Source organism: Novosphingobium anseongense (genome assembly GCF_037482895.1).
In the GTDB taxonomy this organism is placed as follows: domain Bacteria; phylum Pseudomonadota; class Alphaproteobacteria; order Sphingomonadales; family Sphingomonadaceae; genus Novosphingobium; species Novosphingobium anseongense.
The window spans coordinates 176,230-189,927 of record NZ_JBBHJZ010000003.1 but is presented as its reverse complement, the minus strand read 5'-3'; the positions used below and the strand labels follow the sequence as shown (position 1 = coordinate 189,927).

14 protein-coding genes are annotated in these 13,698 nt (G+C 66.7%); 4 read left to right on the top strand and 10 right to left on the bottom strand.

The genetic code is table 11. The features are described 5' to 3' along the window. Window positions 1-178 precede the first annotated feature (178 nt). A complete protein-coding gene (locus tag WG901_RS14920) occupies window positions 179-2,374 on the bottom strand; it encodes a TonB-dependent receptor (protein ID WP_339587887.1) in 2,196 nt (731 codons plus the stop codon). A gap of 160 nt (window positions 2,375-2,534) precedes the next feature. On the opposite strand from WG901_RS14920, the gene WG901_RS14915 reads away from it, so the two are divergent. Both WG901_RS14915 and WG901_RS14910 read left to right on the top strand, forming a co-directional pair. Then, a complete protein-coding gene (locus WG901_RS14915) occupies window positions 2,535-4,340 on the top strand; it encodes a flavin-containing monooxygenase (RefSeq protein ID WP_339587886.1) in 1,806 nt (601 codons plus the stop codon). Continuing rightward, window positions 4,337-5,080 carry a GntR family transcriptional regulator gene (locus WG901_RS14910; RefSeq protein ID WP_339587885.1) on the top strand — a complete coding sequence of 248 codons (744 nt, stop codon included), beginning with the start codon at window positions 4,337-4,339 and terminating at the stop codon, window positions 5,078-5,080. Before WG901_RS14915 ends, WG901_RS14910 begins: the two co-directional genes overlap by 4 nt. Here WG901_RS14910 and folK read toward each other — a convergent pair. The 3 genes from folK to WG901_RS14895 are packed head-to-tail and all read right to left on the bottom strand — an operon-like array spanning window position 5,077 to window position 7,290. After that, window positions 5,077-5,565, bottom strand: a complete 489-nt coding sequence (folK, locus tag WG901_RS14905; RefSeq protein WP_339587884.1) for a 2-amino-4-hydroxy-6-hydroxymethyldihydropteridine diphosphokinase — start codon at window positions 5,563-5,565, stop codon at window positions 5,077-5,079. The two genes, WG901_RS14910 and folK, sit on opposite strands and share 4 nt — an antisense overlap. A gap of 5 nt (window positions 5,566-5,570) precedes the next feature. Beyond that, window positions 5,571-6,437 (bottom strand): N-carbamoylputrescine amidase, encoded by an 867-nt coding sequence (gene aguB, locus WG901_RS14900; protein WP_339587883.1) that lies wholly within the window; start codon window positions 6,435-6,437, stop codon window positions 5,571-5,573. A 4-nt stretch (window positions 6,438-6,441) separates the two neighbouring features. Further along, on the bottom strand, window positions 6,442-7,290 hold the full coding sequence (locus tag WG901_RS14895; RefSeq protein ID WP_339587882.1) for a class I SAM-dependent methyltransferase: 849 nt from the start codon (window positions 7,288-7,290) through the stop codon (window positions 6,442-6,444). A gap of 126 nt (window positions 7,291-7,416) precedes the next feature. Between WG901_RS14895 and msrA the strand changes: the two genes are divergently transcribed. Continuing rightward, on the top strand, window positions 7,417-7,953 hold the full coding sequence (msrA, locus tag WG901_RS14890) for a peptide-methionine (S)-S-oxide reductase MsrA (RefSeq protein ID WP_339587881.1): 537 nt from the start codon (window positions 7,417-7,419) through the stop codon (window positions 7,951-7,953). On the opposite strand, the gene WG901_RS14885 is transcribed toward msrA, so the two are convergent. The 3 genes from WG901_RS14885 to WG901_RS14875 form a co-directional block, all read right to left on the bottom strand. Continuing rightward, window positions 7,950-8,375: a response regulator gene (locus WG901_RS14885; protein ID WP_339587880.1), complete on the bottom strand. Its 426-nt coding sequence runs from the start codon at window positions 8,373-8,375 to the stop codon at window positions 7,950-7,952. The genes msrA and WG901_RS14885 overlap by 4 nt on opposite strands. Window positions 8,376-8,486: 111 nt before the next feature. Then, on the bottom strand, window positions 8,487-8,795 hold the full coding sequence (locus WG901_RS14880; RefSeq protein WP_339587879.1) for a DUF1153 domain-containing protein: 309 nt from the start codon (window positions 8,793-8,795) through the stop codon (window positions 8,487-8,489). Between the two features lie 124 nt (window positions 8,796-8,919). After that, a complete protein-coding gene (locus tag WG901_RS14875; protein WP_339587878.1) occupies window positions 8,920-9,447 on the bottom strand; it encodes a TetR/AcrR family transcriptional regulator in 528 nt (175 codons plus the stop codon). A 175-nt stretch (window positions 9,448-9,622) separates the two neighbouring features. On the opposite strand from WG901_RS14875, the gene WG901_RS14870 reads away from it, so the two are divergent. After that, entirely contained in the window at window positions 9,623-10,909 is a 1,287-nt protein-coding gene (locus WG901_RS14870) for a cytochrome P450 (RefSeq protein WP_339587877.1), read from the top strand. On the opposite strand, the gene WG901_RS14865 is transcribed toward WG901_RS14870, so the two are convergent. From WG901_RS14865 to WG901_RS14855, 3 genes are all read right to left on the bottom strand, one after another. After that, window positions 10,899-11,879, bottom strand: coding sequence for an alpha/beta hydrolase family protein (locus WG901_RS14865; RefSeq protein WP_339587876.1), 981 nt, complete (start codon window positions 11,877-11,879; stop codon window positions 10,899-10,901). The genes WG901_RS14870 and WG901_RS14865 overlap by 11 nt on opposite strands. After that, entirely contained in the window at window positions 11,876-12,739 is an 864-nt protein-coding gene (locus tag WG901_RS14860) for an AraC family transcriptional regulator (protein ID WP_339587875.1), read from the bottom strand. Before WG901_RS14860 ends, WG901_RS14865 begins: the two co-directional genes overlap by 4 nt. Window positions 12,740-12,809: 70 nt before the next feature. Continuing rightward, window positions 12,810-13,661 (bottom strand): SDR family NAD(P)-dependent oxidoreductase, encoded by an 852-nt coding sequence (locus tag WG901_RS14855; RefSeq protein WP_339587874.1) that lies wholly within the window; start codon window positions 13,659-13,661, stop codon window positions 12,810-12,812. Window positions 13,662-13,698 lie beyond the last annotated feature (37 nt).

Sequence of the window (13,698 nt, the reverse complement as noted above, 5' to 3'; positions counted from 1 at the left end):
TCAGCAATGCCATGGGCATGCGTTTTTTCCCGAGCACGGGCACGGCAGAAACGGCGGTTTTCCGGCCTTTCCAACCCTTCACCCTGAACGCAGAGCGACCCCGGTCACGAATGACCGAGGTCGCCCGCTCGAGCCGAGCGCATTGCCGCTATCGCGGGTGCTTCAGCGGCGGATCGGCTCAGAATGCAAAGCTGACGCCGACGCCGAACTCCTCGCGCTGGACGAACTTGACGCTGTCGCCGCGGGCATTGGGCACATAGTCCGTGCGATAGCCGGCGTCGGTCACGTTGTTGCCGAAGACCGAATAGGTCACGCGGTTCTTGGTCCAGGACAGGCGAAAATTGACGATCGCATAGGGATCTTCCCGCGAGAGGTTCCCCGGCTGCCAGTAGAACGCGCCGGTATAGGCCGTGTTGACCGAGCCGTTGAACTCGCCGCCCCAGAGATCGGCCTCGTAGCTCAGCCGCAGGTTGCCCGTGACTTCGGGCGTGCGCACGGTGCGGCTGCCCGAAGCGTCGAAGGGCACGACGGTCTTCTGGATGATGCCCGGCGCCGCGACCGCCAGTTCGGCGGCGGTCAGCGGCACGGTGACCTGCGCGGCGGTGAAGGCCTCGTACTCGGCCTTGGGCTCCCAGCTCAGACCGGCGGCGAACGAGAAGCCGCCGCCCAGCTTGCCGTCGGCGGTGAATTCGAGACCGCGCATCTTGGCGCGCGCGGCATTGCTCAGGGTCAGTTGCAAGGTCGGCGGGTTGCCGACCTGGGTGTAGGAGCTGACCTGGATGTCCTTGTACTTGTAGGCATAGCCCGCGAGCGTCAGGTTGATCCCGCTGACCCGCGCCTTTGCGCCGAGTTCGAAGGCGGTGATCTTCTCGGGGTTCACCGGGATGCCCAGCGAAGAATAGGCGTTGTAGACGCCGCTCTTGAAGCCCGTGCTGGCCGAGAAATAGACGTTGGCGTCTTCGGCCAGGTCGTAGCGCACGACACCGCGCCAGGTGGCACTGTTCCAGGTGCGCTCGCGATCGACCTGCGCCGCCGCGAGGTTGACCAGGTTCTGCCAGTGGAAGGTCTTCTTCTCCGAATTGTAGCGCACGCCCCCGGTGACGTGCAGGCTTTCGCCGAGGTTCAGCGTCGCTTCGCCGAAGCCCGCGAAGACCTCGCTCCTCATCCGGTTGGTGAAGTTGGCGGCGATCGTGCCGCCGCGGACGGCGTCGCCCGAATAGGTGCGGAAATAGGGATTGCCGGCCTTCGAGTTGTAGTAGTAGCCGCCGACCAGCCAGGTGAGCATGCCGTCCGCCGGGCTCGACACGGTCAGTTCCTCGCTGAAGCTCTTCTGGTACTGCGAGATCTGGTTCGAGCCCGAGACGGCGTTGCCCGTGCCGATGCTCGTGCGGTCGGTATCCGACTGCGAGTTCACCGCGACGTGGCGGTAGGCGGTCAGCGAGCGTACCGAGATCCCGCTCGCGCTATCCCAGTTCAGGTCGAGGCTACCGCCGAAGCCCCGCAGGCGCGCCAGCGGATCGGTCGAGCCGGCGTTCTCGTAGGGGCGGTTCGGCACGGTACCCGGCACGTTCGGATAGGGATTGATGCCGTCCTTGATGTGGCTGATGAACACCGAATTGTTCTGCTGGCGCCAGACGTCGCCCGAGAGCACGGCCGAGAAGCTCTCGGATGGCTGCCACAGCAGCTTGCCACGCAGCACGTAGTTGTCGGCGCCGCCGAAATCGCGGCCGACGTTCGGACCGGTGCCCTTGATGAAGCCGTCGCTGGTCCGGTACGAACCGCTGAGCGAGCCGGCGAGCTGGTCGGTGATGCCGCCGGTGACGAAGCCCGTCACCTTGAGCTCGTTGTAGTGGAAGCCATAGTCCGCGGCGACCGAGCCCGAGGTCTCGAACGAGGGCTTCTTGGTGACGATCTTGATCGCGCCGCCCGTGGCGTTGCGGCCGTAAAGCGTACCCTGCGGCCCCTTGAGCACCTCGATCCGCTCGATGTCGGCCAGGTCGAAGAAGCCGGCGATCGGGGTGCCGATCGACACGTCGTCGAGATAGATCGCGACGTTGGTCTCGTCGCCCGGCGAGGTGCCGGTCGACTGGATGCCGCGGACGACGGGCAGGAAGCCGAAGCCGTTGTTGACCGTGACGATGCCGGGCGCGGCCTGCGACAGGTTGACGGTCGAGTTGATGCCGTTCTGCACCATGTCTTCGCCCGACATCACCGAGATCGAGATCGGCACTTCGAGCAGGCGCTCCTCGCGCTTCTGCGCAGTGACGACGATCTCGCCCGAATTGTCGGCCTCGGCCGCGCCGCCCGCTTGGGCCGCTGCGATCGTGGCGTGGCTTGAGCAAGCCAGAGCCAATACGAGAGCCAACTTACGCATGATCCAATCCTCCACCCTGTAGGAACGCCGGCGTCGCAGCGCCGCTTTTCTGGCCTCCGTGTGATCCGACTTTATCATATTGTCCATACAAAATGACCGATCGCGAATTATTGTACGGACTCAGTTGCATTCGCCCTCAAAGCGTGCAGGGCTCTGCGCGATGACCACCCCCATTCCCCCCCTCGACCACCTCGATACCGGCGCACTGCGAGAGAAGTACCGCCTCGAGCGCGACAAGCGGCTGCGCGCCGATGGCAACGATCAATATGTCGAGATGGCCGGCCAGTTCGCCGCCTTCCTCGACGACCCCTACACCTCGGCCACCAAGCGCGAGCCGCTGTTCGACGATACCGAGGTGATCCTGATCGGCGGTGGCTTCGGCGGCCTGCTCGCCGGCGCGCGGCTGCACCAGGCCGGCTTCCGCGACGTACGCGTGATCGAGAAGGGCGGCAATTTCGGCGGCACCTGGTACTGGAACCGCTATCCGGGCGCGGCCTGTGACGTCGAGAGCTACATCTACCTGCCGCTGCTCGAAGAGATGGGCTTCATGCCGCGGCGCAAATATACGCCCGCGCCCGAAATCCTCGACTATTCGCACCGCGTCGCCGAGCGCTTCGACCTCTACCGCAAGGCCTGTCTGCATACCGAAGTGACCGAACTGCGCTGGGACGAAGAAGCGCTGCGCTGGATCGTCTCGACCAACCGCGGTGATCGGATGCGAGCGAAGTTCGTGGTCATGGCCAACGGCCCCGCACACAAGCCGCGGCTGCCCGGCATTCCCGGCATCGAGAAATTCGAGGGCCGTATCTTCCACACCGCGCGCTGGGACTACGACTATACCGGCGGCGGTCCCGAGGGCGGGCTCGATCGCCTGGCCGACAAGCGCGTCGGCGTGATCGGCACGGGGGCGACCGCGGTCCAGTGCATCCCGCATCTCGCCCAGGGCACCATGCGCCTCTTCGTGTTCCAGCGCACGCCCTCGGCGATCGACGTGCGCAACGACTATGCGACCGATGCCGACTGGTGGCACGCGCAGCAACCCGGCTGGCAGAAGCGGCGGATGGAGAATTTCACCGCACTCACATCAGCGGCGCAGGTCGACGAGGATCTGATCCAGGACGGCTGGACCCAGGTCATGAGCAAGTTCCTGCGGGTCAACACGCTGGGGACCAACGGCACGCTCTCGCCCGAGGCGGTCGAGGAGGCCGACTTCGTCAAGATGGAAGCGATCCGCGCGCGCGTCGAGAATGCGGTCGAGGATCGCGACACGGCCGCGGCGCTCAAGCCCTGGTACCGCCAGTTCTGCAAGCGCCCCTGCTTCCACGACGAGTACCTTCCCGCCTTCAACCGCTCCAACGTCACGTTGGTCGACACCGGCGGCCAGGGCGTCGAGGCGATCACCGAGACCGGCGTGGTGGTCGCGGGGGAACACTATCCGCTCGATTGCCTGGTCCTCGCCACGGGTTTCGAGATCGGCACGGCCTATACGCGCCGCTCGGGCTACGACGTGATCGGCATCGGCGGCGAGCGGCTGTCGGAGAAATGGTCGCGCGGCTTCGCCACCCTGCACGGCATGCACGTCCACGGCTTTCCCAACCTCTTCGTGTTCAACCGCGACCAGTCGGCGCACACGGTCAACTTCACCCACTCGCTCGACGAGTTGTCGCGCCACATGACCCATATCCTCGCCGCAGCCAGGGATCGCGGCGCCACGCGGATCGAGGCGACGGCCGAAGCCGAGCAGGCCTGGGTCGACACGATCGTCGAACTCTCGACGATCAACCGCGACTTTCTCGAAAGCTGCACGCCCGGCTACTACAACGGCGAAGGGCGGATGAACGTCGAGGCCGCGCGCCGCGGCGCCGGCTATGGTCGCGGGCCGCTGGCATTTTTCGAGGTTCTGGCTGATTGGCGCGAACAAGGCGACCTGTCCGGCCTACGCCTCACGGCCGAGGGAGAGGCATGACGCAAGCCGGCGACGACGAGGCGAACGACACGGGCCTGCCGCTCTACCTGCAGGTCGCCTCGACCCTGCGCACCGCGATCCTGCGCGAAATCTATCCCGTCGGCACGCGGCTGCCGACCGAGGAGGCGCTCTGCGAGCGCTTCGCGGTCAGCCGCCACACGATCCGCGAAGCCCTGCGCCAGCTGCGCAGCGACGGGCTGATCACGTCGCGGCCGGGCAGCCGCCCGATCGTCGCCTCGCCCTTGGTGCGCGCGCCCGAAGTCCTGGCGCGCGATATCGGCGCGGACTTCTTCGACTATACGATCGGCACCCGCCTCGACATCGCGACCATGGATACAGCGCGGATCGCACCTTCGCTGGCCCAGGAACTCGGCCTGCCCAGCGACGAGGAATGGCTCTGCGTCAAAGGCTATCGCGTGAATGTCGAAGACGGGCACGCGACCTGCTGGAACGAGTATTTCATCCGCCCCGACTACGCGCTGATCGGCCGTCTGCTCAAACGCCACGTCGGCCCGGTCATCCCGCTGCTCGAAGATCTGTTCGAGACCCGGATCGCGCGCATAACCCGCTCGATCAGCGCGGTGGCCATGCCGTCCGGAGCCTGCGAACGCCTCGATGCCCAGGTCGGCGCGCCGGCGCTCCGCATCGTCGTGCGCAGCGAGACGTCCGACGGTACGGTGGCCTTCGTCAACCGCTCGCTGCACCCGCGCGGCGTGCTGACCTACGCGATCCAGCGCTAGCGCAGACGTCGACGCTCAAGGCGGGCCAGCAGATGGCGCAGGGTCAGCCCGGTCAGCGGATCGCGCCAGGTGGGCGCGATCTTCACGGCCGGCGCCAGCACGAAGCGGCGCGCGCGCAGCGACACGTGCGGGATCGTAAGACCGGGCGAGGCCCAGGCGCCGCCGCTCCACAGCGCGATGTCGAGATCGAGCACGCGCGCCGACCAGGCCTGGCCACCGCCCCGCCGGCCGAAGCGGCGCTCGATTGCCTTGAGCCGCTCGAGCAGCGCATCGGGCGCGAGATCGGTCTTCACCAGCGCCGCGGCATTGGCATAGCGGCGACGCGACGGCCCGAGCGGCGCCGAAGCGACGACCGGCGACGCGGCCTTGAGCTTGAGCCCCTTGCGATCGAGCGCCGCGAAGGCCGCGCGGACCACGCCGCGCGGATCGCCGTGCCGGTGATGCCGCCGATTGGAGCCGAGCGCGATCAGGTAGCGCTGCTTCACTCCGCTCAGACGTCCTGGCAGATGCGCGTGTAGAGCTCGGGCCGGCGGTCGCGGAAGAAGCCCATGCCGGCGCGGTGCTTGGCGGCGCGGGCGAGATCGATCGTGGCGGTGAGCACGCCGGTTTCCTCAGCGCCGAACTCCGCGGTGAAATCGCCCCATTCGTCGGTGATGAAGCTGTGCCCGTAGAAGCGCTGGCCCTCTCCACCATTTTCGGCCTCGGTGCCGATCCGGTTGGATGCGATCACCGGCATGCAGTTCGACACGGCATGGCCGAGCATCGCCCGGCGCCACATGCGGCTCGTGTCGAGGCTGACGTCGTAAGGCTCCGACCCGATCGCCGTGGGATAGAACAGCAGTTCTGCCCCCATCAGCGCCATCACCCGCGCGGCTTCGGGATACCACTGGTCCCAGCAGATGCCGACGCCGATCTTCGTGCCGGCGACCTGCCAGATCTTGAAACCGTCGTTGCCGGGACGGAAGTAATACTTCTCCTCATAGCCCGGGCCGTCGGGAATGTGGCTCTTGCGGTAGGTGCCGATGATTTCGCCCTCGGCGTCGATCATCGCCAGCGTATTGTAGTAGTGATGCCCGTCACGCTCGAAGAAGCTCGTCGGGATGGCGATCTTGAGCTTCTTGGCCAGCGCCTGCATCGCGATCACCGAGGGGTGCTCGGTGGTCGGCCGCGCCAGCGCGAAGAGCTCCTCCTCCTCGACCTTGCAGAAGTAGGGGCCCGAGAACAGCTCGGGCGGCAGCACGATCTGCGCGCCGCGACCCGCAGCCTCTTCGACCAGCGCGGAGACTGCGGCGATGTTTTCGGCTTCGTCGGTGGAACCCAGCGCGAGCTGGAGCGCGGCAACGGTGACTTCGGTCATGATCTCAGGGGCGCTTGCGGAACAGGAGGGTCATGCGGTCGCTTTCGCCGATCGCGGCGTAGCGGTCACGGTCTTTTTCGCCGAGCCGGAAATTGGGCGGCAGCGTCCAGACCCCGGCATCGTGGTTGGCGGGATCGCGCGGGTTGGCGTTGATCTCGCTCTTGCCGACGAGCTGGAACCCCTGCGCCTCGACCGATGCGATCACGTCCTTCTCGCGCAGGTAGCCCTTGCTCCCATCGGCATAGGCGTCGGGCGCGTCGGCCTTGGCGCGGTGCTGCTCGATGCCGAGCAGGCCGTCGGGCTTGAGCAGCGCGCGCGCCGTGTTCAGTTCGCGCGCCAGCCAGCCCTCGCTCTTGAGGTTGTGCAGTTCGCGGAAGATCAGCACGCGGTCGACCGTACCGTTGAGCGCAGGCGGCAGGCCGTCGGTGTTGTAGGCGCCGATCCGCGCGGCGGGCACGCCGGTCCAGCCAGCGGCTTTCTCCGGCAGCGTGCCGGCAAGGTTGGCGTAGCTCTTCCAACCCTCGCTGGCCGCGGTGACGTCGGGATTGAGCCCGATATAGCTCCCGGTCTCGCCCAGATAGGGTACGAGCACGCGCGTCCACCAGCCGCCCGAGGGCATGTAGTCGACCACGGTCATGCCCGGACGCACGCGGAAGAACGACAGCGTCTCCTGCGGATGACGCCAGGTGTCGCGCGCCCGATCGCCCTCGCGGCGCGGATTGGCCAGCGCAAGGTCGAGCACCGCCTCGCAGGCTGCGCAATTCTCGACCTCGTCGGCCACGGCCGCGTCGGCGGGCAGGCTGGTGACGGCAAAGCCCAGGGTGGCGGCCAGTGCGAGCAGGTATCGGCGCATTGATCTCACTCCCGTGACCTCGTCCCCGACATCGGGCGACGAAGCTATTCTAGGGTGCGGTCCGCCCATGACAAGCGCGCCGCGCCACCCTATCTTGTCGCGGTAACGCGTGATGAAGGCAGACAGATGAACGGTACGGAAACGGCAATCGTGGCGGGCGGGTGCTTCTGGTGCACCGAAGCGGTGTTCCGCGACGTGATCGGGGTGAGTGCGGTCGAGAGCGGCTATATCGGCGGCTCGGTTCCCAATCCCACCTACAAGGCGGTGTGCAGCGGCTCGACCGGCCATGCCGAGGCGATCAAGGTCCACTACGATCCCGCGACGATCTCTTACGCGGAAATCCTCGACGTGTTCCTGGGCACGCACGATCCGACGCAGCTCAACCGCCAGGGCAACGACGTCGGCACGCAGTATCGCTCGGCGATCTTCCCGCTCGACGACGCCCAGCGCGCCGAGGCCGAAGCGGCGATCGCGCGCGCAAACCAGGACCACGACGGCAAGGTCGTGACGACGATCGAGGGTCCGGCCGAATGGTATCCGGCCGAAGACTACCACCAGGAATACTGGGACGGCGAAGGCCAGCGGAACCCTTACTGCCTGGCCGTGATCCCGCCCAAGCTCCTGAAGCTGCGCAAGAGCTTCGCCAACCGGGTCAAGACCTAGTCGGGTCTCGACCTCGGTGCGAAGCGCGGCCCCGTCGCCTCGGCGCGGGCCAACAGGCGCGCCGTCAGGGCCAGCAACGCCGAGACCGGGAACGGCTTGATCAGCACGTCGACGTGCGAGAACTGCGGGACGATGAAGCTAGGCGCATGCGCCGTGGTGATCGCCCAAGGGATCTTCAGCTCGTCGAGCTTGCGACCGACGTCGAACGAGACGTGCTCGTCGATCTGAAGATCGAGGATGGCCGCGTCGATCTCGCGATCGTCGAGGATCGCCAGGGCTTGCGTGATCGTCTTCGCGGGCCCGACCACCTCGTGCCCCGCGAACTGCAGCGTATCTTCGATGAACAGCGCGTTGAGCATGTCGTCCTCGAGGACGAATATTCGGGCCGGGCGGGGAACCGCCGCGGCGTCTTGGGCAAGCATGGGGACCTCCGCAGGGTCTATGGACCGCCCTTGCCGACACGAGACGGCTGAGCAGCGCGACGAGGTCAGCGCTGGACGGCACCGCCGGCCGCCGAAGCGGCCGGCACGCGTTTACGAATGGGCGTGGGCAGTCTGTCGCGCGGCCATCCGCCGCGTCTGCTGCGAACAGGTCACGCGCAGTCCGGCAACCCCGTCGCGCTCGGTCGCGCGACGCCATTCGTCGAGTTCCTCGGCGCTCAGGCCGTACCAGTTGCAGGCGTCCTCGGCCGTCACCAGTTGCGCCTCGACGGCGGCGATGATCTCTGCCTTGCGGCGCGCGGTCCAGCGCACGGTATCGCACGGCGGCAGGCCGATCAGCGCCAACAGCTCCCCGACGGGAACTTCGTTACCCGCCGCTATGATGTTCGGGCTGTAGTGCATCGTATGGCTCCTTCCATCCCCCTGTGCACGAGGAGAAGGGCGCCCGGCCTACCTTCCGAGACCTAAACGAAATTGGTTAACGTCGGCGGGTCGAGGTGGAACCGCGATGGAATACCCTGAGCGTTCAACGCTGCGCGAAGGTCGAGGCCGATATCAGGCGATGCAGGATGTTCGAGACCTCGCTTGCGGAATAGGCCTCTTCGGGCTGGGTCAGCCACCAGGCGATCGTCTCGACGATCAGGCTGGTCGAGCAGATCGTGCCCAGTTCCTTGGGCAGCCAGGTCGTTACCGAATCCCGCGATTCCGAAACCATGCGCGCATGGCGCAGCCATTCGCCGCGCATCGTCGTGCCCGCGCCGCCGTTGAGCAGGACCGCCCAGAGCTGCCGATGCTCGGCGACGTAGGCGCACAGGGCGTCGAGCGAGCCGCGGTCGTCGCCCGCGTCCTTGATCGGCAGGGTCAGCTCGACCGAGGTCGCGATCTGCTCGGCGGCTATATGATCGAGGAGCGCTTCCTTGCCCGGATGATGCCGGAAGAAGGTGGCGTAGTGGACGCCCGCCTCGGCACAGATGTCGCGCACCGTGATCTGATCGAACGACTTGCGCTCGAGCAGATACAACAGCGCATCGCGCAACGCGGCGCCCGATCGCACGGCGCGCGCATCCTTGGCAGTTGACCCGCGGGGGGCTTTGCGATTATGCGCCACTGTAGCGCACAAATCGAGATTCGGATCGTTTCGCTCGCTCATGCCACTGTCGAAAGCAGCAGGAGCCTGTCCGAAGCAAGCCATTTCGCGGGAATGCGAGCAAACCCTGGGAGCCGAGAAAATGCAGGCCTTGGTCGAACGCGACTATTTCACCGACTACGAGATCCTCAAGGAACCCTATGCCTTCTTCGACGCGCTGCGCGAATATGGGCCGGTCTATCAGCCGCCGGGCAAGGACTACTACATCGTCACCGGTTTCGAAGAAGCGCTCGAAGTCCTGCGCAACCACGATGCCTTCTCGGCGATCATCGCGCTGCAGGGCGCCGGCGCACCGCTGCCCTTCGTACCGCACGGCGCTGACATCAACGCCCAGATCGACGAGCACCGCCAGGCGTTTCCGGGCTGGGACCAGGTCGTCAACATGGACGACGATCGCCACACCAAGCTGCGCGCGCTGATCAACACGCTGTTCGTGCCTTCGCGCCTCAAGGCCAGCGAGGCCTTCATCGAGGACTATTCGGACGACATCGTCCGCAAGGCCGTGGGCGAGGGCAAGGTCGAGCTGATCGGCGAGATCGCCACGCCCTTCGTCACCGTGGTCGTCGCCGACCTGCTCGGCGTGCCGGTCGAGGATCGGCAGATCTTCATGGACGCCATCGCCAAGGCGCCGCCTCCCGGAAGCCTCGACGGCGGCAATCCGATGGAAGGCGAGGAGCATCCTTTCGCGGTCATGGGCAAGTACTTCTTCGGCTATATCGCCGATCGCAAGGCCAACCCGCGCGAGGACATCCTCAGCGAGCTGACCCACGCCAAGTACAACGACGGGACCACGCCCGAGGTCTACGACATCGTCCAGCTCGGCATGTTCATGTTCGGCGCGGGTCAGGACACGTCGGCCAAGCTGCTCGGCAATTCGATGAAGTACCTGGTCGAGCAGCCCGAACTGCAGGACCGGCTGCGCGCCGATCCCAAGCTGATCCCCGCCTTCCTCGAGGAAGTGCTGCGCATCGAGGGCTCGACCAAGCAGACCGCCCGCCTCGCGCGCAAGGACACGAAGATCGGCGACGTCGAGATCCCGGCGGGCAGCCGTATCCTCGTCGCGCTGTCGGCCGCCAACCGCGATCCCAAGCGCTGGGAGAACCCCAACGAGCTCGAGATCGGCCGCAAGAAGGTGATCGAGCACGTCGGCTTCGGCCGCGGCAAGCACGTCTGCGCCGGCGCCCCGCTCGCCCGCGTCGAAGTCCGCGTGATCTACGAGAAGCTGCTCGAATATACCTCGAAGATCGAGCTCGACCTCGACAAGCACCCCAACGGCGTGGCCGACCTGTCTTACGAGCCGAGCTTCATCATTCGCGGCCTCGCGACGATGAATCTCAAGCTTACGCCCTCGGACAAGTTCAAGGCCTGATCGGCGGTAGCGTCCGCTGGAAGAAGCGCACCACGTCGGCGTTGAACGCGGCGTGGAAGCGCGCACGATCGAACTGGCCGGGATCGGAGCAGATCGCTTCGGTCCCGAACCAGTGCAGGACCGTGATCATCACGCGCATCTGCCCATTGCACGGTTCGAGGAACGCGAAGTGCCCGGCGCCCGCCACGGCGTGGAACTCGGGCGCGAGCGGCAGATCGCGGCGGATCGTAACGCCGCTGTCGTCAACCACCTCATCGTGCTCGGCCGCCCAGAGCTGGATCGGGATGCGCACCGCCGCCAGGTTCGCGCGATCGAACCCGTAGCCGATCGCCGGCGCGGCGACGACCGCCGCCTTCACGCGCGCATCATGTAGCCATCTCGTCGGGGGCCGCCGCGCCAGGTCGGCGATGCTGTAGCCGCGGCCCCGCAGATAGCGGCAGGTCCAAGCCTGCGGCCGCGCGGTGCAGAAGGCGCCCCCGCGCGAAAGATCGGGCTCGGCACCGCCAAGGACCAAGGCCGTGAAACCACCCGCCGAAAAGCCGAACATGCCGATCCGCTCCGGATCGATCGTCGTCCGTTGCGACCAGCGGCCGAGCATGTAATCGAGCGTGCGCATGACATGGCGCGGGCGCTGGTCGAGATGGACACCGCGCCCCACGGCGCCAAGATCGCGGAAGTTGTCGCCGGTGTGGGTCAGCGCGACGACGACGAAGCCAGCCTGCGCCAGTGCCACGGCCGTATCGGCGTGCCCCGTCTTGCCACCGCCGGTGCCATGCGAAATGACCACGAGCGGCCGCGTCGCACGCGGCGGAGCCGCCGGATACCAGATCCGCAGATCGAGCGGCGCGGAACCGGGATCGGAGGCCTCGGCATCCTCGACGACGACACCCGCAGGTGCCGAAGCCGGCCAGAGCGCAGCGGCTGCCAGTCCGACGAGCACGAGCGCGAAAGCGAGCAGCGCGCGCCTCATCGATCGGCCACCGGAATCCAGATCTCCAGTTCCTCCCCTGCTGGCGGCGAACGCGTGAAGCTCGGCGTCGTGCGCAAGACATGGCGCGAACCGGGCATCCAGGTGCCGAAGATGTAGTCGTAGGCCTGGGCGATTTCAGTGGGAGCACCCTCGAAGTCGAAGACGAGATAGGCGCCGCCCGGAACCGCACGGCTTGCAAGGCCTGGACAGAGGCTCTCGCCCGGTGCCTGCCGCAAGGCCGCGATATATTCGAGCAGACCTTCGAGGACGGCGCCGTCGCCCTCCGAAATGCCGATACGATCGCTCGCCGCGAAGCGCTCCAGGCCGACATGCTCGGCCAGTTGATGCCAGAGCTTCGGAATGTGTCCGCGCCCTTTCCCCTCGAGCGTCGCGCCAAGCCCCATGACGGAAAAGCCGTCGATCGTCTCGCAGCGCGGCTGGCTCTTTCCCAGACCGGGCAGCAGCGCGAGCACGGCTTCGCTGATCGGTGCGGCCGACAGCCAGGGCACGTCACGGCTGCGCGCGCGATAGGCGGCGGGCGAGGTGCGGTAGACCCGGCGAAAGGCGCGCGTGAACGCTGCCTGCGATTCGAAACCCGCGGCGAGCGCGACATGGAGGATCGGCTCGCGCGTGGTCAGCAGCAAGGTAGCCGCGCGGGCGATCCGCCGGCGGCGGACGTAGTCCATCACGGGCATGCCGAAGCGGCTGCGGAACAGCCGATGGAAATGATAGTCCGACAGCGCCGCCGACGCCGCGACATCGGACAGCGAGAGATCCTCCACAATCGGACTTTCGACATGGCGCTCGATATGCGCCACCCCGCGCATCAGGCGCTTCGTGGTCCGGTCGTGATCCCCCATGGGCGCAAGGCATAGCATGCCGCCGGCCTAGCGCGGCAAGGCCCCGCGCGTTTGACCGCGCTTGCTGAAATCAGACCTTGCCGATCGAACGCAGGTAATCGTCGCGAACCTGGCCGAACAGCTCGTTCTGCTTGAGCGTCTCGCCCGCGGTGACGCCGCCGTCGACCGCGATGATCTGGCCGGTGACATGCGCAGCGCGATCGCTGGCCAGGAACATGGCCATGTTGCCGATGTCGCGCGGATCGCCCGTGTGCTTGAGCGGCTGCGTCACCAGCCGCGCCGGCTCGATCGCCGCGATCAGGCCTTTCATCTCGTCGTCGCTGAGCCCGGGGATCGGCAGCGAGTTCATCCGGGTCGGGATGCCGCCCGGCGCGATCGCGTTCACGCGGATACCGTATTCGCCGAGGTCGACCGCGGCGCAACGCGTGAATACGTTGATCCCCGCCTTCGAGGCGCGATAGGTCGGGATCGCATAGCTCGGCTCGAGCGCGGCGATCGAGCTGGTGTTGATGATCGAACCCCGGCCCTTGGTCCGCATGTGCAGCCCGGCGAAGCGCGTAGCGTGCATGACGCTGGCAAGGTTGGTGTTCATCACCGCGTCGAAATCGTCGAAGCCGTCATCGAGCAGTCGCTGGTGAAAGGCACCGGGCATGCCGGCATTGTTGAACAGCACGTCGAGGTCGCCGAATTCGGTGATCGCGAACCGGATCAGCGCCAGCAGATCATCCTTGCGCGCGACGTCGGTCCGCAGGAACCGCGCGTTGCCGCCGAGCGACCGGGCCAGCGCCTCGCCCGCCTCGACGTCGAGATCGGCGATGACGACGCGCGCGCCCTCCTCGGCGAAGACCTCGACCGCGCCGCGACCGATGCCGTGAGCGCCGCCGGTGACGATCGCCACCTTGCCGTCGAGTTCCTGCGCCATCCGTCTCTCCCGTCTTGTGCGGAAGGACTATGGCGGC

Excerpts from the sequence above, each read along its gene's own strand:
- WG901_RS14920 (WP_339587887.1), bottom strand. The coding sequence starts at position 2,374 with ATGCGTAAGTTGGCTCTCGTATTGGCTCTGGCTTGCTCAAGCCACGCC.
- WG901_RS14915 (WP_339587886.1), top strand. The coding sequence starts at position 2,535 with ATGACCACCCCCATTCCCCCCCTCGACCACCTCGATACCGGCGCACTG.
- WG901_RS14910 (WP_339587885.1), top strand. The coding sequence starts at position 4,337 with ATGACGCAAGCCGGCGACGACGAGGCGAACGACACGGGCCTGCCGCTC.
- aguB (WP_339587883.1), bottom strand. The coding sequence starts at position 6,437 with ATGACCGAAGTCACCGTTGCCGCGCTCCAGCTCGCGCTGGGTTCCACC.
- WG901_RS14895 (WP_339587882.1), bottom strand. The coding sequence starts at position 7,290 with ATGCGCCGATACCTGCTCGCACTGGCCGCCACCCTGGGCTTTGCCGTC.
- msrA (WP_339587881.1), top strand. The coding sequence starts at position 7,417 with ATGAACGGTACGGAAACGGCAATCGTGGCGGGCGGGTGCTTCTGGTGC.
- WG901_RS14885 (WP_339587880.1), bottom strand. The coding sequence starts at position 8,375 with ATGCTTGCCCAAGACGCCGCGGCGGTTCCCCGCCCGGCCCGAATATTC.
- WG901_RS14880 (WP_339587879.1), bottom strand. The coding sequence starts at position 8,795 with ATGCACTACAGCCCGAACATCATAGCGGCGGGTAACGAAGTTCCCGTC.
- WG901_RS14870 (WP_339587877.1), top strand. The coding sequence starts at position 9,623 with ATGCAGGCCTTGGTCGAACGCGACTATTTCACCGACTACGAGATCCTC.
- WG901_RS14865 (WP_339587876.1), bottom strand. The coding sequence starts at position 11,879 with ATGAGGCGCGCGCTGCTCGCTTTCGCGCTCGTGCTCGTCGGACTGGCA.
- WG901_RS14860 (WP_339587875.1), bottom strand. The coding sequence starts at position 12,739 with ATGGGGGATCACGACCGGACCACGAAGCGCCTGATGCGCGGGGTGGCG.
- WG901_RS14855 (WP_339587874.1), bottom strand. The coding sequence starts at position 13,661 with ATGGCGCAGGAACTCGACGGCAAGGTGGCGATCGTCACCGGCGGCGCT.